Raw genomic sequence first — 21,404 nt, 5'->3', positions numbered from 1 at the left:
CCCTGCTCTGCGGGTCCGTCCTTCCCTCAGGTGGAAAGCCCTTCGAGAAGGTTAGTGCTGCCATCGCAGTTAGAACGGCACTAAATGCCCGGGTGGCCAAGCAAACGCTACTCTTCCTTGTTCCTGAGGTGACAGCGACAACAGCTAGGCACATCGCTGCGGCTCTCCTGGTCGGGAACCACGCGCATTCTGGAGGTCACGGCGAACTGCCACCCGCAGAGGTTCACCCACTCTTCAAAGGCGATCTGCTTTTCGTCACGCCAGCGGTTTCCGATTCGAAAGGGGAGCTGCAAGAGGTTCCCATAGCGCAGTACCAGCGTTTGAAAGAGTACTGGGACGTCATTGCATTTTCAAAATATACCGGCCGTAAGGCTGATAAACCTCGTGTTTTCCTGGCGAACCCAGGTTGGATGTTGGCCGGCACCGCAGGCCGTCGCTTCGGCGCAGTGGTTATCGACGCCTCCCATCCAAGAACCATTGAAAAGCTTCCCGAGCTCCTCGCAGCAGCCCGCGGCTGTAGTTCAATCCGCATTGCAGTCGCTCCCCCGATTGCGCACCTTAATCCTGCGTTCGGAAATCCTGCTCAAACGTTTGTGTGGGTCTGGGATCCACAGGCCATAAAGGACGCAGTGGCCGCAGTGGATGGAAAGAGCCCACTTGACAGCAACGCAGGCAAAGGCGCCGAGCGGGTCTTGTGGGTGTGTGACTCTGATGCAGCGGGCGCCAAGGCATTGGCAGAATTGCACCGACAACTCGTAAAGGCCTCACGTGCTGCCGCGGGAAGAGCCTACCCGGGAATTCAGCTATGTTGGTCCATCTATAACCGATTGAGACAGCTACTGGTGCCGCTCGCACAACTCGAGCAGGTCTCCGCAAATACGTGGTCGGGCAATCTTCGCGTGCGGGTGGACGCGTTGGCGGACGTGCAGGGCCATGGCGATGTTGCGTGGGACACCACCTGGCCGGAGCTCAGGGATGTGACACGCGCCGCATACCAAACGTTTCTTGAGCGTGAACAAACCGCCAAGTTTTGGGGTGTGGCGTCAAGCGTAGAGACTTTCATTGCGTCCGGCGCTGCTCATCTTCGTGTTGTCATCGGCTCGGAGGCCGAAAGCGAGCTCTTTCTTGAGATGTTGGGTGACGTGGTCGATGGAGTCCGAGAGGCGATGGTGAAGGGTAGGTTGGAAGTCGTTTCAAGCCGCCAGGAAGCCAATCTCGTTGCGGAAGGCCACATATCGCCCACGGTCCTGTTGGGTCCGCGCATGAATGGTCACCGCTATCTCGACGTGTTTGCGTCTCAAAGAATTGACGAGTTCGTGTATCCACACGAGGTGGACATCGAGCAAGCAGCCCAAGTCCGCTTGTACGGGAGCCTTAGTTCGGCAATGACCGACGAGAGTCGTGTAGGGCTACTGGCCCCGCTGGGTCTGCGCCCACCACCCAATTCGCCGAAGGCCGCGCCCTACTTACGACCGGACCTTACGGTTCAGACGACGGATGGCCACACTATTAAAGCGACGAAAACAGCGGATGTGGCCAATGATTTAGACATCGACGCGCTCACTGAGGGCCTTGGTTGGGCCCAGTCGGAGGGCAATGGCCACGGGCAACAGGGGATAAGCGTTCAAGGCGGAGATGTAGTCGAGATTACGTTCACCCGGGGCGACAGCGCAAATTACTACGCGAGCCAAGGCATCGATGTTGTGTTCTCCGAAACAGGCACTGTTCAGCGCGTCCCTGCTGCTTCCGTGAGACCGGGCTGGCAAATTATTTCATTTGTGGACGGACGATATGACGGGCTGTTCAAGCGCCTCACAGAAGTCGTTAACTCCCGGCTGAAGCCGGAACAGAGGGTCGCTCTGGAACTTTGGCAGAGAACCAAAGCAGGGCTTGTTTCTAAGCACTCCAACAAGCGCGCTTTATACGAAAAGTTGCGTGACGCAGGCCTGCAGTCCGGCTACGAGACCTTTGCCAGTTGGCTTCGAGAAGGCGACGAGGGGGTGCTGGCGCCGCAACAGTATGAAGAGTTTGAGATTTTGGCAATGGAGTCGCCGACCTACAACTCACCCTCGCTCCTCAAAGCCACATTCGCGGCAGTACAGCATGACCGAGGCCGCAGTCGCGCCTCCGGGCGCCTTCTTCGCCGCTTTCTGAGGGAGATAGTCACGGGGGAGGACGGGTACGACGAAGCGCTTGAGAGCGTTCGACAACTTGATACGGCCCTTGCAGACGTCCTGGCTGCGGTCGAGATTCTAGATGTGAAGTCCTTGCAAGCAATCAAAAGGAGCCACTGATGGCGGACAAAGAGACCTACTCGCCGTCGTACTGGGACGAACTTGCCTTGTCCCGGCACTTCGTGGGCGTGCTTGAGCAAAAGCTGGCAGGCCGAGATTCGCCAAGACGTACGAATACACACCCTCTGGACTGGTGCCACCTCGGGGTCATTGGGCCGGCCAAATCAGTCCGGACGCCCGTTGACCTTGACGCACAGCAGATAGAGGCAGAAACCGGGGCCGACGGAGCGGCGACACCGCCGCAGCCCTCACCGACTGCACCACCGGTGGCCGCGGTCCCTTCGCAAGCGGGGGGGAATACTTCGAATGATGATTCTCCGCCGGATGACCCCCCGGTCATTGTCGACAAAAAGGATGACCGAGATTCAACTAGGCGCCCGCCATCGGCAATCGGATTCGAAATTTTGGTGGAGCCGAACGCTGACGGCTTCATTGAACTGACCATCGACACAGTGTTCAGCATCTTCACGAAGCACCTCCCGACCTGGAAGGAACAAACGACGGTGCTAGCGACCGGCGCATCGGCCGGGGCGCCCTTGGCCGAGGTCGTCCAGCGATGGCCCCTTGCAGTGAAAGGCATCACCATCCGCGCGCCGCAGAACGGCCGTGGTGCCTACGATGACAAAGGCGTAGTCCAAGTTTGTCTCGATGAAGCGCTCCAACGAGCGTTTGCAAGCCCCGACGCCGAGCGCCTTTGGTCCGGCACTCGCCCCAAGGTCGACAAGCTGGACTACGTCAAAGACGAATCCTCTTTCACCGCGTTCCTCGCAAAGCTGACTTCTGGCTTGCCGGCTGAGCAATGGGCAATCAAAGCGTCCTTGGAGGTCCGCACGGCCCCACGGCCGGATGGAAAGGTTCGCGTTGGCTGCTACTTCAGAAATGACACTCTTGAAACGCCACCGTTGACCAAGGGCAAGGGACTCAAAGACGCATTCAAAGTTATTGGCGATGTCTCTCTTCGTGGAGTAGTTGCCCAGGGCGACCTCCATCCGATAGAAATTCTTCCAGTGCCGCAAGATTATCAATACGACCGTCGCGTATGGGCCGTCGGTCACAACACGAGCGTGCGTTCGGACCTGGACTTGAAGACAGTTGAAACCGCCGCATTGGCTGTGTTTGAGCAGCCTCGCATCATGACGCGTGAGGTCGTACAAGCGAAGTTCTCGGAACTAGCCGCTGACCCGTTCAAAACCCTTGAGGCTGTTTACGTCGCCATGGGATCCTATGCGCAAGACTGGAACGACCGCATCCTCGAGAAGAATGAACTGGAGCTTGAAAAAGGGGCGCTAGCAGAGTGCCGGAACGATTTTGCGGGTTTTGAAGACGAAATAAGGCGTTTCGCATGCGGAGTCGCGGCGCTTAAGGCAGATGACCGCCTCCTCACGGCGTTCAAGGCCGCAAATCGGGTCTTGGGAAAGTTGGCGGCAGGGTACGACTCTTGGCGCCTATTCCAACTTGTCTTTATCGTCACACAACTACCCAGCCTTGCAGTACGTGAAGGGCATACGACAGGTGAGTTCCCGGCAGGTGTGAAGCGGGCCTGGGCGGATGTTCTCGACTGGGGTGACGTTCTGTGGTTCCGGACCGGCGGAGGCAAGACGGAAGCCTACTTGGGGTTGGCCTGTTGTGCCATGCTCTACGACCGGTTACGCGGAAAGAACTTCGGCGTCACTGCTTGGCTTAGATTCCCGCTTCGAATGCTGAGCATTCAGCAGTTGCAACGTGCCATGCGGGTCATCTGGGAGACTGAGCAGGAGCGCAAGGCGCTCCTCGGTACCGATTTCGCAAAGTCGGCCGAGATTCGTCTCGGTTACTTCGTGGGAAGTACCACCACGCCGAACAGCATCAGCGAAGAGGCACTTCAGAAGTACACGACCCCTGAAAGCCTCGAGTGGCTTCGAGTGGTTCCTGACTGCCCCGCATGTGGGGGTAGGGGTACGGTGAACGTGAAGACTGACGTCCCAGCGGTCCGCTTCCGGCACATCTGCAGCACATGTAACGCTGAACTTCCTCTGGACGTCTCCGACGATGAGGTCTATCGAAATCTTTCTACTCTGATTGTCGGAACAATTGACAAGATGGCCTCTGTCGGTCAACAACCGAAGTTCGGCATGTTATGGGGTGGGGCCAAGTGGAGGTGCCCTCAGCACGGCTTTGGCTTTGGAGACTACTGCATGGCCTTCGGATGCAAGGTCGAAAAGAAACAGCGCACGCGCGTCGAACCGAAGGACCCGGCACCTGCGCTCCACATCCAGGACGAACTGCATCTGCTGCAGGAAGAGCTTGGTGCATTTGCTGGTCACTACGAGACCCTCATCCGTTACTGCGAAGGAGCGGTCAGTGGACTCCCCTCGAAAGTAATAGCCGCCACCGCCACCATCGAAGGATTTGAGCATCAAGTCCGTCATCTGTATGGCGTGAAGGACGCGCGACGGTTCCCCGGTCGGGGGTATGACAAGGTGCGTAGCTTTTATGCGGAGCCAGAGCTTGACAGCGACGGCGGTGCAAAGACGGCGCGGATGTTCGTCGCATTCAAAAGTCCTTCCATGCCGCCTGCCGACGCATCTGCATTTTGTACGGAGATCCTTCACACGGAGATTTGCTCCCTCTTTTTGAATCCGCATATTGCGTTGGCGTTCTTGCGTGACGCCAAGGCTCCGGAAGACGTTGTGAAGCTTCTCAAGTACTACTCCACAACGTTGAACTACGTCAGCAGCCTCGCGAAAGGCTCAAGGGTCAAGCAGGCCTTGTCCGACGTCGCTTCAAAGCTCCGGCCGGAAGGTTCGCGGGAGCTCAACGTCGAGTATCACTCGAGCCGGTCGTCGAGCGCGGAGGTTGCGGACCTTGTGCACAGGGTCGAGACACCTCCGAAATGGGAGAACGAGGCCTTTCTCGACGCTCTGGTCGCGACGAACATGATTAGCCATGGCGTGGATTTGGAGCGCGTCAACCTTATGACGATGGACGGCGTTCCGGAAGAGACGGCCGAATACATTCAGGCATCAAGCCGAAGCGGCCGAAAGCACATCGGGCTGGTCATCGTCGTGTTGGCGGGGTTCTCAATGCGAGCGACAAGCATCTACCACCGCTTCCTCGAGTACCACCAGCATCTGGACCGCATGGTCTCTCCTGTGCCTGTGAACCGCTTTGCCAAGTACGCGGCTCAACGCACCTTGCCCGGCGTCGCCCTCGGACTGATATACGGCCTCCATGCGGTGCAATCAGGTCGTTCCAATCTCAACAAACGAAATGAAGTTGCATTGTTGCTTAGGGACCTGGGTCCCACCTTCTTTGAGCAGATAAAAGAGGCGTATTCATTGGGGAACAAAGTTTATGACGCCCGACTCGAAGGAGCCCTTTCAGCCACGCTTAACCAGAAACTCGGCATCGTCCAGTTGTCCATTCAAAACAGCCACGAGAGGAACGTGAAGGACGCCATACGTCCCACCCCTATGACGAGTTTGCGCGATGTGGAGGCCGGCGTCCCGTTCTGGGCGGATGCCGCCGACTCTCGGTTACTCACGTTCGTACAAAAAACGAGGGAGGGATGATGGCCAATAAGGGATTCTCTCGCGGTCAGACGCAGGTTCTGTTCCGACATCTGCCGGAAGCTATTTTCGAGCACGATGACTACGGTTTGTGCAAAGTGACTCAGGTCGCTTTAGGCGACGCGGAAGTTAATCGAGAGGCACTCTTTGATGCCATGGCGGACGCGCTGGCAATGTGGACTACGCCAGGATTCTCTTCAAAGTTTCCAGACCCACGTGACAACGGAACCCGCTCCCATTACGCAGTGGGCTCTCCGCGCGAGGTGCGCTTTACGCCTTACCCGCAGACGTTCACGTGCAGAAGTTGCTCGCGCACCACCAAGTTCACTGACCTGGTCCGGAGGGGTGCGACAGGCACTGGACGTTGCATGGAATGCGGGGGCGGCATGAACCGACTCCGATACGTGCAGGCGCACAACTGCGGCCGGATGGAGGAGCTGTTCGTTCCGATGCAAGGCTGTCCAACGCATGGCTCTCAACATATCGCCTTTTATGACCCGGGGCGAGTGAAGCAGGCTCGATGGTATTGCAGGGCATGCAACGCTGACATACACGCGCTTCGGATGACGCCGTGTAAGTGTGCTTACAACGACTCCTTGGCTCCGGGCCGACAGGCCGAAAAGTATTTAAAGGTGGTCCCTACCGGCGACCCGTCCCTTTACGTTCCCCACACCGTTGCATTCATCAACTTCGCCGAAGACACAGAGGGAACATTACGGTCTGCACCTGACGCCCTGGGTTTGATGCTCGCGCGGACCTGGGGGCTCCTTAATGAAACTGTCGGCAACACACTTCGTGAGCGTGACAACATTGGCAAGGGCGCTGAGAATACGTTTATGGCCGAGATGGTTGAGGCGCTAAGAGCCACAGACCCAAACAATGCGCTTGTGCGCAAATATGACGCTGATAAAAGTCGACCATCAGGCCAGGAAGCACTGGATAAGGTTGCGTCGCTTTTGGCGAGGAGCGCTGTATCGCTTTCTGCTGCACCGCGTCGTTGGCTGATTGAGCATACAACCCTGCTCGACAAGACAAATATCAGCACCACAACAGACGTTGCAGAAATGCTGCGGCGTCGAGGAGACGACGCCGGCGCGGTCGACATTGAGGAAGCGATGAGGAAAGCGCGCGATTTAATGGGCATCAGTGACGTGCGCGTAGTCAACGACTTCCCCCTCGCGCTTTGCGCCTTTGGCTACACGCGCACCTCGAGAGACCCTTCTCGCACCGTCGTGACTCCCTTCCCGATTGATGAGCGCGGAAAAATTCCAATTTTTGCATTGAGCTCTGAAACCGAAGCGCTCTGGTTTCAACTGGACCCGGTAAGAGTGGTTCGCTGGCTTATCGAGAATGGACTTTCGAGTGGTGCAGTGCCTGCGACTAGCGAGGCAGCTTCGGCATGGTTGTACGGCCAGGTACCAGGATTGCGAGACGCGCCCCACGAGCCGGGCTACAACGGGCAGGCTGCAGTGGCCGTCCGCACGCTTCTTCACACCATGAGCCACGTTTTTCTGAGACGCATTGAGTGGAGCGGATTCTCCCCGTCCAGTGTCGGCGAGTACCTGATACCCGGTTCTCTTTCATTCATCCTGTACGCGAACCGCTACGCCGAGACCAAGATCGGAGGCCTAACAACCCTCTTTGAGCAACGACTCAATACTTGGCTGTGGGACGCGGTCCAGGCCGGCCACGAGTGCGTGTATGACCCAATATGCGGCGATGATGGCGGTAGTTGCGCTGGCTGCACGCACCGAGAGCACAACTGTATCCACTTCAACCGAGAGTTGTCTCGCGCTACAGTTTACGGTGGACCAACCCCAGAGCAAGGTGTTCTTGACGGTCTGCCGATTCGCTACGGTTACTGGAACGCGGCGTGGCAGGCCGCACCGAAAGAGTGATGGCCTCGGTCGGGGGAGTCTCTTTAGAAGTTGCGGGTCCCGACAAAGTGAGGCGGCCGGTGGAGTTGGCCGCGTCGGTGTAGCCTGGGTCAGGCTGGGTGGAAATCACTGCCCCAACTGGATCGGATGTTGACGGAATCTACAACTATCAAAAATTGCCTGAAGATTCTGTGGCCCCCAACAAGATCGTAGAGACGTCTCTCTCGCTTGGTTTAGCTCCATCGCGTAAAGACAGGAAAATCCAAACCAATTTTTCTACGGAAAAGCCCACTGAAGGAGGCGGCTGAAGTTCGTCACTGCTGGAATTTCCATCCGGCCGCCTATCAAGCGAAATTACGTGCGCTACCAAATACTCGGACCCGTTGAGTACGGGATCCCTATAGGGCAACTCGAGCTGTTCAACTTGCAGCGAGATCCATCTGTCCATTGTTATTCGAGGCGCTGTATCGCCGACTGGCCAATCAGCAAACTTCAGGTGTTCGCCCTCCCACCACTTTCTCCATGCACGGAGACGGTTTGAGTCGCCTATCGCGCCACTTTCTAACGTTAGCCCGAGTGCCACCGCAATCAAATCCAGAAAAGTGCGAAGCCATCGACTTTCGTCTTGTCTTGATTGAGCGATCAGGTTTTCGAGGGCTAGGCTCTCCTCCTGAAAACTAAGCTGATTCCTTCTATCACCCCAAGGCGTATGGCGCGCAAATCCCAACGAAAAAGTATTGCTGCAGTTAAACAAAAGATCGCGGATCGATCCGAGTTCGGTTGGCATGTGCAGCAGTGAAACGTATGGGTGAAACAGTATCTGAAATCCACCAACAAACATTTCGGTCTCCTCGGCAAGGAGAATTGCCCTGGAAACACGGTCATCCTGTCCAAGCCGTGGCAACGACTTCCGCTTGAGAATTGCCGCGATCCCGCTGTATGGGGATCGGTTGCTCTGTTCCCTTTTGGGGATTTCCGGAGAAAACAGCGCAAAGTTGATGTTTCGCTCGTTCCAGTGTTTTGGCGCTTTCATCTTCAGAAAGTCCACGTAGAACCGCAGCACGCGCTGAACAATGAATGAATTTTGCTGGTCATCCGCCGGCCGGCCTCCTGACCGGCGAGATGCAGTTGTCGACGGCGCAAAACTTTCCAAAACTGAGTCTGCCGCCGTTGTGCGAGTTTCGATGCCTAAACTCGCATTTTTTATTTTTTCCATGAATATCTCCGATATGTCCAAAACGAATACAGTCGGTCCGCATAAGTCACAGCAATCAATTTTGCGATGAACTCTCACGACCTCCTTCAAATGATCTATGGGCCACTGATGCACTCACGAGATGTGCAACAGGCACTGCGTTTTCGGACAGCAGATGGCTTCAGAGCAGCCAGAAGTCGTGGGCGGCTGGAATTGGACATGTTTTCGCTACCGCGAAGGAGAGGGCTGTTCGCTAAGACCGAAGATGTTGCGCGTCTCCTCAGCGAGGTGACGGATAAAGCGGGGAGAAAAGATATGTAGAAAGCAAAACGCCGATCCTCTTTACGAGAACCGGCGCCGCCGACAACCAATTTTGAAATGGTGCCTGGGTGTGAGACCTTGGGTGAATTTTCTATCTGGTTGAAAGCGGCGTCAAGCCATTTTTTTGCCCGGATTTTCCCATCGGCCCAGCCGAGGGATAGCCGCAACCAGGAGAAAATTCATGCCACCCGCACGCCGGGTCGTCACGCGTTCGCCCAAGCGAACCGTGGGACTCATCAACTGCTCATGGTTCCAAGAGAAGCCCATCGAGCACGAAAGCCGCCTCGAAAAACACTTTGTGCTTCGCGCAATGCTGTTCCCAGGCCTGGCGACGATTCATCATCAACCGTTCGAACTGCCGCTCACCCGAACGGGACGAAGCTATACCCCCGACTTCTTGTTGACCTTTCTCGACGGGAGATCGCTGGTTGTAGAGGTCAAGCGGTCTGACAAGGTCGAAGCACTCAAAGACCGTTTCGACGAAATCACAGAGTTGCTCCAAGTCCGGGCCTTGGAATTTTACGTTGTCCACCAGGGACAAATCGAGGGGCGAAAGCGAGCTTCTTCGGCTTGTCTCATACGCCGGTATGCCGCCTTGGCATGTGATGAAGAGCGAGTTGCGCCGGCGGTGCAGTTCGTTCAGAAGAAACCCAACGGTGTTTCCATCCTGACGCTGCGCGTGAAGTTTGGCTTGAGCCAGCCTTCAGTGTTGCACCTTATCTCGCGCCGTCGTATTGCCGTCAATCACGCGCTGCAGTTGGATGCCGCCTCCCTCGTATTTCCCATTCAAAAGGATCTCCAAAATGCCTCTCTTCAGTTTGGAAAGTGGTTTGGTTGTGCGCCATGGCGCACGCCAGCTTGAGTTTTTGCGACTGATTCCAGGTGGTAAGGTGCAGTTTGAGGACCAGCGAACCCGTCTGGTCCAGACCATGTCGCTCCCGCGATTTTACAGTGCGGTCCTCGACGGAAACATCGTGCCGCTCATTGGAAATGAGTCCATTTCCAATGCGACGCAGTCCGGCAAACCGACACTCATCACGGACCTGTCGTCACTGAATCACAAGGATACGGCGGCTGTCAGCCGCCGCATGATGTGGGTCAAGGCTCTGCGAAAACGGTGCATCACCCGCGGACAGCGCGCCAAGCTTCAAGGCGAGCTGGCTGCGATCGCGAAGGCGCTCGGAGAAACCAAGCCTCCCAGCGTTTCGACAATCTTGGGATGGATGCGCGATTACGAGTTGTCTTCGTGCAATCCGGCTGCATTGATCTCAGGAAATGCCCGACGGCATCGAGAACGTCAACTCAATCCGCTGGTTGAGGAGACGATCCACAAGAAGATTCGATCGGTCTATCTCACTCGGGCGCGATTCACGCTACGGCACACGGTAGAGCAGATCATTCTCGCGTTGCGCCAACTCGTGAAGGCTAAAAAGCTGGCTCCGGAAGAGGCCGTAGTAAGTAAATCCACGGTAGTCAGGCGCATCAATGAATTTCCCCGTCACGATATCGACAAAGCCCGTTTCGGTCCCGACTATGCCAGGGCGAAGTACCGCACGACCGTGGAGGGAACGCAGGCCGTGCGTGCGATGCAGCAATTGCAGTGCGACCACACCCTTCTGAACTGGGTAGTTATTTGTGACCGTACGGGCCTTCCGCTGGGACGACCGACGCTCACAGTGATCGTTGACGCCATGAGCGGCTACGTTGTCGGGATCTACGTGTCTTTTTACGGCCCTGGCCTCACTAGCGTGCTTAACGTCATCAAAAACTCCATCCGGCCGAAAGACGACCTTGCGGCGGCGGCGGGTACCAAAAAGCCCTGGATTGCGTTCGGCCTTGGCGAAACCATCGTGCTAGACAACGGTCTGGAATTCCATTCACCCCAGTTCCAGCTTGCGGCATGGGAGCTCGGGATCGACTTGGAGTACTGCCGGGTTCGCACACCCTGGCTCAAGCCCAAGGTTGAACGGTTCTTCCTCAATTTGGACTATTTGACCCTGACCGACGGCCGGGTGCGCAAGCCCATACCAAACGGCCTGAACCTCAACCCGAAAGACCATGCCTCCATCCTGTTCAGCGCTTTCGTTAAGGGGATCATTAAGTTTGTGGTCGACGTCTACCCGTTCGAGTTCAACGAACGCCGCTTGCAGACACCGTATGACGCTTTCAACGAAAGCATCGACCTGCTGCCACCGCCGATGTTTCCATCCTCCTATCAGCAGCTGGACCTGATCGCGGCCATGAGCAGGGAGCTCACAGTCGGTCCCGCAGGCGTGGTGATGCCGGGACTGAACTATTCGTCCCCGGTCTTGCATCAGCTCAAGATGGAAGTCGGGCACAAGTTCAAAACTCGCGTCAAGTGGAATCCCGACGATCTGAGCTTTATTTACCTGCAGCACCCCGTCGAGAAGCTGTGGCTCCCCATTCCCAGCATTCATCCTAACTATACCGACGGACTTTCCTGGACGCAGCATCAGTTGATTCGCAAGCATGCCATCGCGAAGCACGTGGCTGGCAATGGTCCCGAGCAGTTGTTGCTGGCTCGCCAGGAACTTCACGAGATCTGGATGAACCCTCAGGCCAAGATCAACCGCAGCCAGGATATGAAGACCGCTGGCAAGTTCAGCGGGCTCTCCTCCAATCAGATCCTGCTGCCAGCTTCTGCGCCAGTTGCTCTGTCGCCCGAGAAAATTCTTTCTCGGGAGGAAATCGTTATCCCGCAGGCCGATGTGCCTGATTTTGAATCCTTTGTTATGGGACTTCGCTAAATGTTGATCGATAAAGAATTTACCAATGAAGAGCTTTCCGAGTTCGACATGGAAGAACAGGGTATCTCCGAACGTCGGGTTCATACCTACAGCGAGCATGCCCTGAAGATGGGTCTTCCTATCGACCGGCTATTCGTCAATCATCCGGGCTTCGCGGATGCCCTGTCGGGTTTGGACCGCGTCTTCCAGTTGGCCACGGAGGTTGATATGCCGCACGGCTTGAAACTTTCCGGTCCACCTGGTAGCGGAAAAACCTCTTTGCTGCGGTATTTCCAGCGCTCGCTTCCGCCGTCTTCACTGTTCTCGCAAGGCTTGGGCGCCGTCTATGTACGCGTACCGAAGCGGCCAAATATGGGATATCTTGTGGGCGCGCTGTTGCGGCAGTACGGGTATCCAGTGCGTCGGTCTTCACCGGATGCCTTAGAGGCCCGAATCAACGTTCTCCTGGAGGCAATACGCCAGAAAGGAACACGGATGATCATGTTTGATGAGGCGCATAACCTTGCCTCATTGTTAAACAAGCCCGCGATGGGGGGGCAAGGAACGTCCACGACAGACTTCATCCGCATGCTCATGGACGAAGCCCGAGTAGGCGTGGTGCTGGCGGGCAGCAACTTGGAGGATATCCGGCAGCTTGATGATGCGCTTCAGAGCCGCGTGGTCGGGGAGTTCCAGCTGGTTGATTTTCCGTATGACAAATACTGGCTGGGCCTTCTCAAACGGTTTGTGATCCAGTGTGACTGGTTCAACTTGCAGATCCTGATGGCTCGGGACATCGGCTTGAAGCTTCACGAATGCACTTGCGGCAACCTGCGGGCTCTCAAACGGCTGATCACCGAGGCGGTATTGGTTGCCGCGCATAAAGGCGCAGAGGCAGTCGAAATCGGTCACCTGAAACTGGCGTACACCATGGTGTATGGAGGCGCCGCACAAAAAGGAAACCCGTTTGATGTCAAGCCAGCCTAGCCTCGCAGTGGAGCGGTCTGTTGTGCCGGGAGAAAGCGGGATGGGCTTTCTGCTCCGCCTGGCACACGCCAATGCGCTGAGTCTTCAGACCCTGCGTCGACTAGCAGGTATTTCCAGTCCAAGAATCCTGACTTCTGCGGACGCTCCGGTCCTAGCTTTGAAACTTGGACTGGAGGCCTCAGTCTTAAGAGACATCTTGGTTTCCCGCGAGCCCAAGCGAAGCAGGTGGGCCACGCGGATCGGCCCCCACCTTTTCCTGCAACCGGGATTGCTCAGGACAAGGCACCCACAGGTCTGCATCGAGTGCATTCACCGCACCGGCCACTGCGCGGCGGTGTGGGATTGCGCGCTCTATACGGTTTGTCACCTGCACGTGAAAACAATGACAGATGTCTGTCTTTCGTGCAGACGACGCCTAACTTGGGAGCGGCCCTCCATTGACGTGTGTGGATGCGGTGGATATCTTAAGGAGGCCGATCCACTGCCTCTTCCTTTTGCCAGTCTTAGGCTTTCGTCCTGGCTTGCTGAGAACTTCTCCTGTGCGGAGAGTGGCCCACCAATCCGGGGCTGGGCGTCGTGGATGGGCGGCATCTCCTTGCCACTTCTCTGCGCCGCAGTCCATGCCTTCGGCGCTTGTTGCGCACCGCATCAGCGGGTGTTGTCTTCATCGATCCTTCGATCAAGGCGGACGGCTGATTGGGACAATGTTGTTGCTAGGGGCGCCGAGAGACTGGATGCCTTGTTCGACCGTTCCGTAGCAATTAGTGAGTTTAAGCACCATGTCTGGCAGGCCGGGCTCGAAAGCATGGTTGCTCGAGCATTGACGACGCGAGATAGACAAGTGTCCCAACGTCTGCTTGCAATGGTATTTGGTCCCGACGCTGTCGCTCGGCACGGTATTCACAGCGCCGCGCTGCGGCAACTTAACCTCTTCGATCTTTGAACATGATTGAACAAAAATTCTTTGCAATTCCGCCCCCTTGTGAGGTTGAATCACCTATATCCTGGCTTGCGAGAGCGGCCAGCAGTCAAGGAGAGTCTCTCTGGAGCTTTGTCCGGCTGCTGGGCTTTACCGGCCGCCGAGACCTTGATCGTCAGTTCACAGATGCGGCTCCCCGACACATTGCTCAGGTCTGCGGACTGTCAGCTAGCTCGTTCGACTCCTCTCATCGAATTCTCAGTCACGCATTGGAGCTTCGATTAGAGAACCCGGTACTTCTTGTCTACATGAAACGGCCACGCTACCGATATTGCCCTTTATGCCTGAAGTCGCAAAGTGTCCCCTACTTTCCGGTGCATTGGCGATTTGATGTATGGCGAATGTGCTACACGCATATGTGTTTGATGGAGGACCGCTGCCCTCACTGTGATCGATACATCGTGCCGCAACGCGACATGATGTTTGCGGGTCCTAAACGTGCCGGCGTGGCTTTTTTGAGTCAATGCATGCACTGCGGCAAGCTCTTGTGGAAAGCCCGGCCATTCAGCATTCATTCCAGAGATCTTTTGTCCTTGCATGATTACGATAGGATGCAAATTGCTAACGGGAACGCCTTTGTGTCGGCTTTAGCGCAGGGATACGCAGACATTCCCAACGTTGCTGACCGGACAATTAAACGCTGCCTCCCTTTGGCGGAAAAAATGCGACTCCTACCGAGTCCTGAGGACGGACTTACTGCTGAGAAAATCAGGAAAAATTGCTTGTTCAACGCCTCTTTGGGGGCAGAGCGTAGTGAAGGCGTTCACTCGAACCACAAAGTAAGCGTGTCCACTGCGGAACGCCGATTGAAGAACCTCTTCGGTCTCAGCTGATGAGTTGTGCTAGTGGTTAAGCTGCCGCAGTCAGTCGAGATCGCAAATGCTGCCAGCGAGCCGGAATTATGAGTTCAAGCCTGTGGTGGCGCGGCCTGCTTAGTTTCCGGTCGGAAGGAATATTTCTGCGCGACGTATCTGGCGGAATTCTCTATGTAAGGGAAGACCGTGCTCTCATTGATGTTCAACAGATCGAGCTGACGTAGTATCTCTGCCTTGTTCGATACCGTGATTCGCTTCACTGTGATTTCCGGTGTGCCCTGCTCATCAAGCACCGCATCTAGTCCGAACAGCAAGAATGCCCCTGACTGGGAGGATATCCTGTCGTTGCTGCGCTTGCCTTTGACGCAAAGAATGGTACGCAGATGCTCTGGCTGAATACGTGAATCAAAAAATGACTTCTCTTCCTTTACAAAGTGAATGAGACGTCCGATAGGCTCCTGAGCATTAAACTCTGTGATCCCTTCAATTGTGCGATCAATAGCTTCTTTGTCCACCGTAGATAGTCGAGCCAAATTCGCAATACAACTGGCCGTGTCGGAATCGAAGTACTTTATTTTGTTTCTAGCTACCGTCAGGATGATGACCTCTCCGTCTTCCGCGACTCTCGATTTGCATGCAAAGTAAAGCGCGATTAGCGGATTGGACGTAATGTCGAGCAGTCTAGTTGGCAGCGAATAGTGCTGCATCCGAACGAGCCGGTCGAGGGTGTAATTGTCCCCGTGGAAGTCGATGGAGTTAGAAACGAGCAGCTCTCGATAGAGCATATGCTCCACATCCAGGTATCGGTAGTTCCCGGCTTCATCCTTTCTGAAGAGTGACGGTTCCAGCTTGTACTTTCCCTTGCTGGAGTGGCCACGGTAAAAAACTTCCTCCTCTCCGGCTTGGTGCTGCAATACCACTTGGACAAAGTCACCTACCGTTGATATGCTGGGCGGAGGCGGAGCCTCCGGCAGATGGTCGACGGAGGCTGCTTCGTCTACTGGGTCCTCCGGCTCAGCCGCGCCAATGAGCCCATGGGCGCGCAGTCGCTCAAAGAGATCCTCATCTTTGATCGCCCAGTGAGTCCGATTCATTTCCCATTCCCGGATATCGAGTAACGGGGCGAACGGCTTGATATCCGCGTAGGGAATCGATGGAATGTCTTGGTTGAATTCGAACTCGATCCGGATGGCGTGGCCTTGCTCCTTTATGGAAGTCAGAGTGCCGATTCGAACGTCGTGAGTCTCTCCTTCATACGCGAAAAGGCACGGCCATGCTTGCAAGGTTCGGATATGCGTTGCAGTAAGCGCTTTGACTTTGAACTTGCTGGCGATCTTGTCGTTCGTGTATTCGAGAAACCGGCTCCGCTCATAGACATAAAAGCCTAGCTCCCAAGCGCCGGTCCTACTCGTGACAAAGAAATGATACATACTGATTAATGGCTAGAAGGTGACTTACTCAGTTAGCAGAATCGTAGAAAAATACGACCACAGAGCGTCGCCTACGGTTGGTTGTAAATGTGTGGATTGATGAGCGTGAAAAATGAGCATGCAAGAAGGCTTAAATATGACCCCGGCGTGAGTCCTATGTTAAAAATGGTTTTATAAAATCGCTATAGCGATACATCTTGGACGATGAAAAGAACCCGCCACAATCATTCATCCGACTGCATCCTTGGCATGCATCGACGTACTCGTTTTTCCAGTCACTGATTGACTTCGTATAGTTGGCCTCAACTTCTCTTTTAATGACACAAAGTTGATGGTTGTACACAGACGTTTTGATGCCGTAGCTGTTCAAGACATGAGTCGCCTCGGCCAATATGTCTTGATACTCATACGGATCTACCCATAGCTTGTCAAGGTTGGCGCGCGTGAACCCAGTAATTTCGAGCCCCATTAGCGCAACGTGATCTACAAACAGCAAGTTTCTCGCGATGAATTCGCAGGTCTCCACGAGGCGTTCAACGGTCTGCTTGTGTATAACGATCCGAATCTCAACCCGTTGTCGCTCACGCTTCAGATTTAGAATTCCTCGAATGGTCTCATCAAAAGCTCCGTCACTTTGAACGACGTAGTCGTGACGTACTGGGTCGTCCGAGTAAATGGGAATCCCAAGTGTCAGATTTGGATGTGCCACCTCGCCCAATGCCCGGGAAAAATGAGGATCCCTGAATGCCCGTCCATTGCTCAATACGTCTACGTGAGTTGCGGGGAGTAGGTTCTTGGTACGCCGCATGAGATCAATAAATCGCTGGCCATACAGTGTTGGCTCCCCACCCGAGAAGCCAATATTGGTAGTCTCTAGCGGAATGAGCTCAACTAACTGCATCGCCTCGTCCATCAGCCATGAATCATCAATATCTTTGGGCGGCTGTGAACACATCAGGCAATAGTGATTGCACTGCTCAGTGAGGAGAATGGTGTTGTGCTTAGAGCTTTTGCGAAACAGGGCGTGGAGTGAATTGTTTGACGGGTTCACCCTTACTACATCGCCATCGGCCAGGTAAGACAGCTCGACTGGTAGTTGAAAGACCGGCCCGGTATTCTCGCCGGCAATGATAGTGGCTCCGCTCTTGGCAACGTAGGCTGCATAGCCATGCGGCATTGACCCGCCGTCACACAGAAAAGCGAAATTGCGGCGCATCCGTTCTGGAAGATTGCGATTCGTTGAAAGCGTGAATAGCTGAGGTTCCAGCATCTCACCGCTTAGCCGCTCAACTTTTCCATAGAGCTTGATCATGAGTGTCTTGCCCAGCTCAAGAATAGCTTTTTGACGTGGCGGTCTTCTTCCATTTTCCCAATCAGGTACTGAAAGGTGGCCATATTTCGCCGGCAAAATTCCGACTCCGGCTTGCGACCTACATAGTCTTTATAAACACCGAAATGGAAGACGGGGTCGGCTCCGCAGTAGGGTTCAAATGCGCAGTCGTTGCACATAGGTGCGCTAAATGCAAAAGAATCGTCCAATGGGTCCAGCAAATTCGGGGAAAGAAAGATATCTTTGTAGCTATCCCTATTGAGCTGCCCAATTTTGAACTTTGTCTCGCCCATCTCGGCCAGCATGCGTGCTTCATCCGACGCGTAGACGGCGCCGTCATAGTTGTAGACCACCGCGCCGATACCAATTCCGGCCGGACTCATCAAGTCCACGTATCCAGGATCGGTGCTTGTGAACATCTTTGTCAGAATGGTGGCCGCGTATTGCTCTCGAAACGGAATGCCGTCCCTGTTGAGATCAACGATGTAGTCCAGCGTCTTACGGTAGAAGTCCAGCCACCTGTCTGTGTTGTATGCCAAGTAGCTCTTGGTCTTGATTGCAAAACCATAGGGAGAGAGCGGCCGTAAAAAGATTCCGCTGAAACCTTGAGCCAGGTACTCATCGACAATCTCCTTCCCGAACGCCAGGCTGGATTCAGTCGTTGTCATTAGTGCGGAAACCTGATCGCGCCCTAGATGCTCTCGAACCATGTGAATTCCCGCCACAGCTCTTTCGTAACTGTCTTTTCCTGGGCGAGGGCGATTCTTGTTGTGAAGCTCGCGCGGGCCATCGAGTGAGGTCGATATGAGGATTTCATGTTCTCTGCAGAAATCCAGAATAACTTCATCAATCAACGCTAAATTGGTGGCGATCACATACGCAATGTTTTTGCCGGATTGCCTGGCCTTAAATTCGTTGACGATGAATTTAATGAGTTCGAAATTCAGGAGTGACTCTCCTCCCTGAAACTCGACTTTCAAATTAGTTGCCGGCGCTTGCAGCACAAGATCTATGGCCGCCAACGCATCGGCCTCTGACATATCAAATTTGCCCTTGTCCTCTGACTGCCTGGAGACTTGGCAATAGGGACAACTGTGCTCACAACGGAGTGAGACAACAAAAATATGCAGCCCGGTGAAATCTGAGAGGCGTTCGTACCGTGTCCGTACCTTAATGGCTAGGAGGTCTGGGGCGATATTGGTCTTATCGTCTATGAGGAAATGCCGAGCCCGTAGCTCTTTGTAAAGGGGATCCGAAGCATCTAGCTGATGCTCAACAAATGGCTTTACAGCGCTCTTCGGTGCGACCAAGTACTCGCCAGAGAGATTCGTAAGCACGTACCTGTTTTCATCGAGCTCCGAAAACCGAAAAGGCAATAGCTGATACGTTGAAGGCCGCTTCTTCCCGTAGAACTCAATGGGTTGAAACTTGCTCATCTGCTATAAGGCCTGTTTTAGAGAATGCGTGGGCCAAGATAAGGTTCCGCACGGATTCGGTTTCGGCCCGAATTCTTTCGCGCAGGTCTTGATCCAGGACTTCCTTGCGAAAGTTGGCGACGTCATATGCAATGCCCTCAGAGCTCTTCCCTGGAGCGAAATGCAAGGTACAAATAAAACAACCATCCTCAGCCCGAATGTCAGCAGATAGCCGATCACTCATCCTGTAGAGGGCACGCTTTATCGTATCAGCGCTGTATAGCGTCGAGTCAAACCGGATTTCAGACACGCTTCCCTTCCGAATATTTCCCGACAGTAACGACCTGACGGCCGTGGTCACGCCTATCAGTACGCGCTGGAACGGTGAGAGCTATGTGAACTGTGCGAGCTATGGGAGCTGTGTGAACTGTGAGATTGATGGTATGCGTATATCTCACCAGCCTCGCTGCGCTTCATGAGCAATCCATGTGCCTCGGTGCCAATCTGATAGGTAATTTCCTGCACTACCGGATCCGCAGAACTTCGAGAGGCAGTTTGCGCTGTTGCCGGCGCAGATTGGACAGAAGCCGCTACAACTGGCTGGGCAGCGCTGATTGCTGCAATGGCCATACCCATTGGAATAAGGAATTTGTGATTTGCCATGGCTTGCTCCTATTTGGTTTTTATACGCTGGCAGTAACAGCGTGTCAACAACTGTTACTAAGGAGTCCATTTTCTCTTTTAAATATCTCTGTGCATCCTCTGTTTAGAGGAGGACGTCAAGCGTCATGAGTTCCTTTATTGGTGTCGTTTAGGCTTGTTAGATTGCAGCTTCTGCATTGGGGTGTGCGACTGCTGCTAGTATGAATTTTTTTAGGCGAATCGGGAGCGCAACATGACTGCAAACTATGACGGGCTTGAATTCAAGACTCGCCTTGAGGCTCAATGGGCTGCATTTTTCGATCTGGCAGGATGGTCTTACTGGACCAATCCCGTCACCGTAGGTGACTGGCGGCCAGATTTCAAGTTGAGATTCGATTGCTCGCACTCCGAGTGCGGCGGGTACCACGTCATATTTTCGTCCGTTTTGCCAGTCAGCCATCTCAATGACGTTAAAGGGCATCCTTCCTTGAAGCATATCTATGGCGTGGATTCGCCGTCAGGAGAGCGACTGGCTGATGCTGGCGCCATCTTTGGGAAGGACCCGTCAGTTACCACTTGGGAGATGTCTCATGGTGCCGGCGGGGGAACTGAGAACTTGGCAAAGTGGGTTCCCAATTCGGCACAGCTCTGGGCTAAAGCTTCTGATCTTGTTGATGGCTGTTGAATTGCGCTGAAGTCTGACCCGAGTTTTCCATCGAATCTTGACCCACACTCTTTGTGAGCAGAAGGTGCTCACGATGTGGATAAGTTCTTGGTTTTCTCCTTTTGGGGTTGAGTCTTTGCAGAGCTGTTTTTAAACCGATAGCTGTCGTTTCCAGACTCAAGGATATGACATCTGTGGGTGAGTCGATCCAGAAGAGCCGTCGTCATTTTTGCATCGCCGAAGACACTGGCCCACTCTCCAAAGCTTAAATTGGTCGTAATTACGACACTAGTCCTTTCATAGAGTTTTGACAGCAAGTGAAAGAGAAGCGCACCTCCCGATTCACTGAACGGCAGGTAACCCAGCTCATCCAGGATCACCAGGTCCACGTGCATCAACCGATTGGCCATGTGTCCTGTATTGCCATGCGACTTCTCAAGCTCCAGAGTGTTGACCAGCTCGATCGTGGAAAGAAACCGGACACGCAAGTGGTGATGCTCAATGGCCTGAACCCCTATAGCTGTGGCCAAATGAGTCTTCCCGGTGCCTGGACCGCCAACCAGAACGATGTTTTGAGCCTTCTCGATGAAGTCACATCGATGTAGCTGGCGCACCATTGCCTCGTTCACTTCGCTGTGGGCAAAGTCAAAGCCCGCCAGATCCCGATACGCTGGGAACCTGGCAAGCTTCATTTGGTAAGCCATGGACCGTACTTCACGCTCCGCGGTTTCGGCCTTGAGCAACTGGGCAAGGATAGGCTGAGCTGCCTCGAAAGCTGGGGCGCCTTGATCACCCAGCTCGGAGACGGCCTGGGCCATGCCATGCATCTTGAGTCCCTTTAGAAGGGCCACGATTGAGTTTGATGCGGAATCACGTGCCATGGCGCCGCTCCTGGTTCTCTTCAACCTCCCGAAGCGAGTCGTAGCGCCCGACGTTGGCTTGCGGCTCCCTGGCAAGCTTCAATGCCTGAGGAGCGATGACCTCGGGAACAGCCGTCTTTCCGTCCACCAGGCGGTGCAGCACGTTCAGGATATGGGTCTTGGTGGGGACCCCAGCGTCCAGGGAGGTCTCTATGGCTGCCAGCACCGCTTGCTCGTCATGCTGCAGGACCAGTGCCAGGATTTCGACCATCTCGCGATCCCCGCCGGCCTTCTTGAGCA

16 protein-coding genes and 1 pseudogene are annotated in these 21,404 nt (G+C 54.8%); 9 read left to right on the top strand and 8 right to left on the bottom strand.

Annotated elements, in window-relative coordinates:
- The first annotated feature begins 92 nt into the window (after positions 1-92).
- The 3 genes from ACLV74_RS06580 (at position 93) to ACLV74_RS06570 (ending at position 7,740) form a co-directional block, all read left to right on the top strand.
- Positions 93-2,294: a hypothetical protein gene (locus ACLV74_RS06580; RefSeq protein ID WP_411878571.1), complete on the top strand. Its 2,202-nt coding sequence runs from the start codon at positions 93-95 to the stop codon at positions 2,292-2,294.
- Complete coding sequence (locus ACLV74_RS06575) at positions 2,294-5,845, top strand: helicase-related protein (protein WP_411878570.1); 3,552 nt, start codon at positions 2,294-2,296, stop codon at positions 5,843-5,845. Before ACLV74_RS06580 ends, ACLV74_RS06575 begins: the two co-directional genes overlap by 1 nt.
- Positions 5,846-6,585: 740 nt before the next feature.
- Positions 6,586-7,740: a hypothetical protein gene (locus ACLV74_RS06570; protein ID WP_411878569.1), complete on the top strand. Its 1,155-nt coding sequence runs from the start codon at positions 6,586-6,588 to the stop codon at positions 7,738-7,740.
- A 148-nt stretch (positions 7,741-7,888) separates the two neighbouring features.
- On the opposite strand, the gene ACLV74_RS06565 is transcribed toward ACLV74_RS06570, so the two are convergent.
- Complete coding sequence (locus ACLV74_RS06565; RefSeq protein WP_411878568.1) at positions 7,889-8,935, bottom strand: hypothetical protein; 1,047 nt, start codon at positions 8,933-8,935, stop codon at positions 7,889-7,891.
- 481 nt (positions 8,936-9,416) lie between these two features.
- Between ACLV74_RS06565 and ACLV74_RS06560 the strand changes: the two genes are divergently transcribed.
- From ACLV74_RS06560 to ACLV74_RS06540, 5 genes are read left to right on the top strand one after another with little or no spacing between them, the layout of a single operon-like run.
- Positions 9,417-10,097 (top strand): Tn7 transposase TnsA N-terminal domain-containing protein, encoded by a 681-nt coding sequence (locus ACLV74_RS06560; RefSeq protein ID WP_411878567.1) that lies wholly within the window; start codon positions 9,417-9,419, stop codon positions 10,095-10,097.
- Entirely contained in the window at positions 10,039-12,003 is a 1,965-nt protein-coding gene (locus ACLV74_RS06555) for a hypothetical protein (protein WP_411878566.1), read from the top strand. Before ACLV74_RS06560 ends, ACLV74_RS06555 begins: the two co-directional genes overlap by 59 nt.
- The gene (locus ACLV74_RS06550; protein WP_411878565.1) at positions 12,004-12,969 is read left to right on the top strand and encodes a TniB family NTP-binding protein; all 966 of its coding nucleotides are present in this window, start codon (positions 12,004-12,006) and stop codon (positions 12,967-12,969) included.
- Positions 12,920-13,912 carry a TniQ family protein gene (locus ACLV74_RS06545; RefSeq protein ID WP_411878564.1) on the top strand — a complete coding sequence of 331 codons (993 nt, stop codon included), beginning with the start codon at positions 12,920-12,922 and terminating at the stop codon, positions 13,910-13,912. The genes ACLV74_RS06550 and ACLV74_RS06545 overlap by 50 nt, the downstream gene beginning before the upstream one ends.
- 2 nt (positions 13,913-13,914) lie before the next feature.
- Positions 13,915-14,781 (top strand): TniQ family protein, encoded by an 867-nt coding sequence (locus ACLV74_RS06540; protein WP_411878563.1) that lies wholly within the window; start codon positions 13,915-13,917, stop codon positions 14,779-14,781.
- Between the two features lie 74 nt (positions 14,782-14,855).
- Here ACLV74_RS06540 and ACLV74_RS06535 read toward each other — a convergent pair whose 3' ends face one another.
- From ACLV74_RS06535 to hxsA2, 5 genes are all read right to left on the bottom strand, one after another.
- Positions 14,856-16,193 carry an FRG domain-containing protein gene (locus tag ACLV74_RS06535; RefSeq protein ID WP_411878562.1) on the bottom strand — a complete coding sequence of 446 codons (1,338 nt, stop codon included), beginning with the start codon at positions 16,191-16,193 and terminating at the stop codon, positions 14,856-14,858.
- A gap of 154 nt (positions 16,194-16,347) precedes the next feature.
- On the bottom strand, positions 16,348-17,505 hold the full coding sequence (gene hxsC / locus ACLV74_RS06530) for a His-Xaa-Ser system radical SAM maturase HxsC (RefSeq protein WP_411878561.1): 1,158 nt from the start codon (positions 17,503-17,505) through the stop codon (positions 16,348-16,350).
- On the bottom strand, positions 17,502-18,959 hold the full coding sequence (gene hxsB, locus ACLV74_RS06525) for a His-Xaa-Ser system radical SAM maturase HxsB (protein WP_411878560.1): 1,458 nt from the start codon (positions 18,957-18,959) through the stop codon (positions 17,502-17,504). Before hxsB ends, hxsC begins: the two co-directional genes overlap by 4 nt.
- Positions 18,937-19,248 carry a His-Xaa-Ser system protein HxsD gene (gene hxsD, locus ACLV74_RS06520; protein ID WP_411878683.1) on the bottom strand — a complete coding sequence of 104 codons (312 nt, stop codon included), beginning with the start codon at positions 19,246-19,248 and terminating at the stop codon, positions 18,937-18,939. Before hxsD ends, hxsB begins: the two co-directional genes overlap by 23 nt.
- 56 nt (positions 19,249-19,304) lie before the next feature.
- Positions 19,305-19,601 (bottom strand): His-Xaa-Ser repeat protein HxsA2, encoded by a 297-nt coding sequence (gene hxsA2, locus ACLV74_RS06515; RefSeq protein ID WP_411878559.1) that lies wholly within the window; start codon positions 19,599-19,601, stop codon positions 19,305-19,307.
- Positions 19,602-19,833: 232 nt separating this feature from the next.
- Between hxsA2 and ACLV74_RS06510 the strand changes: the two genes are divergently transcribed.
- On the top strand, positions 19,834-20,265 hold the full coding sequence (locus ACLV74_RS06510; RefSeq protein WP_411878558.1) for a hypothetical protein: 432 nt from the start codon (positions 19,834-19,836) through the stop codon (positions 20,263-20,265).
- A gap of 68 nt (positions 20,266-20,333) precedes the next feature.
- Here ACLV74_RS06510 and istB read toward each other — a convergent pair whose 3' ends face one another.
- Entirely contained in the window at positions 20,334-21,125 is a 792-nt protein-coding gene (gene istB, locus ACLV74_RS06505) for an IS21-like element helper ATPase IstB (protein WP_411878557.1), read from the bottom strand.
- A pseudogene (locus ACLV74_RS06500) lies at positions 21,115-21,404 on the bottom strand (IS21 family transposase); the annotation flags it as partial. The pseudogene ACLV74_RS06500 and the gene istB, both read right to left, overlap by 11 nt.

Source organism: Polaromonas sp. YR568, from assembly GCF_943369415.1.
GTDB lineage: Bacteria > Pseudomonadota > Gammaproteobacteria > Burkholderiales > Burkholderiaceae_C > Polaromonas.
This window is presented reverse-complemented; position numbering and strand designations above follow the sequence as displayed.

Excerpts from the sequence above, each read along its gene's own strand:
- ACLV74_RS06575 (WP_411878570.1), top strand. The coding sequence starts at position 2,294 with ATGGCGGACAAAGAGACCTACTCGCCGTCGTACTGGGACGAACTTGCC.
- hxsB (WP_411878560.1), bottom strand. The coding sequence starts at position 18,959 with ATGAGCAAGTTTCAACCCATTGAGTTCTACGGGAAGAAGCGGCCTTCA.
- hxsA2 (WP_411878559.1), bottom strand. The coding sequence starts at position 19,601 with ATGGCAAATCACAAATTCCTTATTCCAATGGGTATGGCCATTGCAGCA.
- istB (WP_411878557.1), bottom strand. The coding sequence starts at position 21,125 with ATGGCACGTGATTCCGCATCAAACTCAATCGTGGCCCTTCTAAAGGGA.
- ACLV74_RS06535 (WP_411878562.1), bottom strand. The coding sequence starts at position 16,193 with ATGTATCATTTCTTTGTCACGAGTAGGACCGGCGCTTGGGAGCTAGGC.
- ACLV74_RS06565 (WP_411878568.1), bottom strand. The coding sequence starts at position 8,935 with ATGGAAAAAATAAAAAATGCGAGTTTAGGCATCGAAACTCGCACAACG.
- ACLV74_RS06570 (WP_411878569.1), top strand. The coding sequence starts at position 6,586 with ATGCTCGCGCGGACCTGGGGGCTCCTTAATGAAACTGTCGGCAACACA.
- ACLV74_RS06545 (WP_411878564.1), top strand. The coding sequence starts at position 12,920 with ATGGAGGCGCCGCACAAAAAGGAAACCCGTTTGATGTCAAGCCAGCCT.
- ACLV74_RS06540 (WP_411878563.1), top strand. The coding sequence starts at position 13,915 with ATGATTGAACAAAAATTCTTTGCAATTCCGCCCCCTTGTGAGGTTGAA.
- ACLV74_RS06510 (WP_411878558.1), top strand. The coding sequence starts at position 19,834 with ATGACTGCAAACTATGACGGGCTTGAATTCAAGACTCGCCTTGAGGCT.
- ACLV74_RS06550 (WP_411878565.1), top strand. The coding sequence starts at position 12,004 with ATGTTGATCGATAAAGAATTTACCAATGAAGAGCTTTCCGAGTTCGAC.
- hxsC (WP_411878561.1), bottom strand. The coding sequence starts at position 17,505 with ATGATCAAGCTCTATGGAAAAGTTGAGCGGCTAAGCGGTGAGATGCTG.
- ACLV74_RS06555 (WP_411878566.1), top strand. The coding sequence starts at position 10,039 with ATGCCTCTCTTCAGTTTGGAAAGTGGTTTGGTTGTGCGCCATGGCGCA.
- ACLV74_RS06560 (WP_411878567.1), top strand. The coding sequence starts at position 9,417 with ATGCCACCCGCACGCCGGGTCGTCACGCGTTCGCCCAAGCGAACCGTG.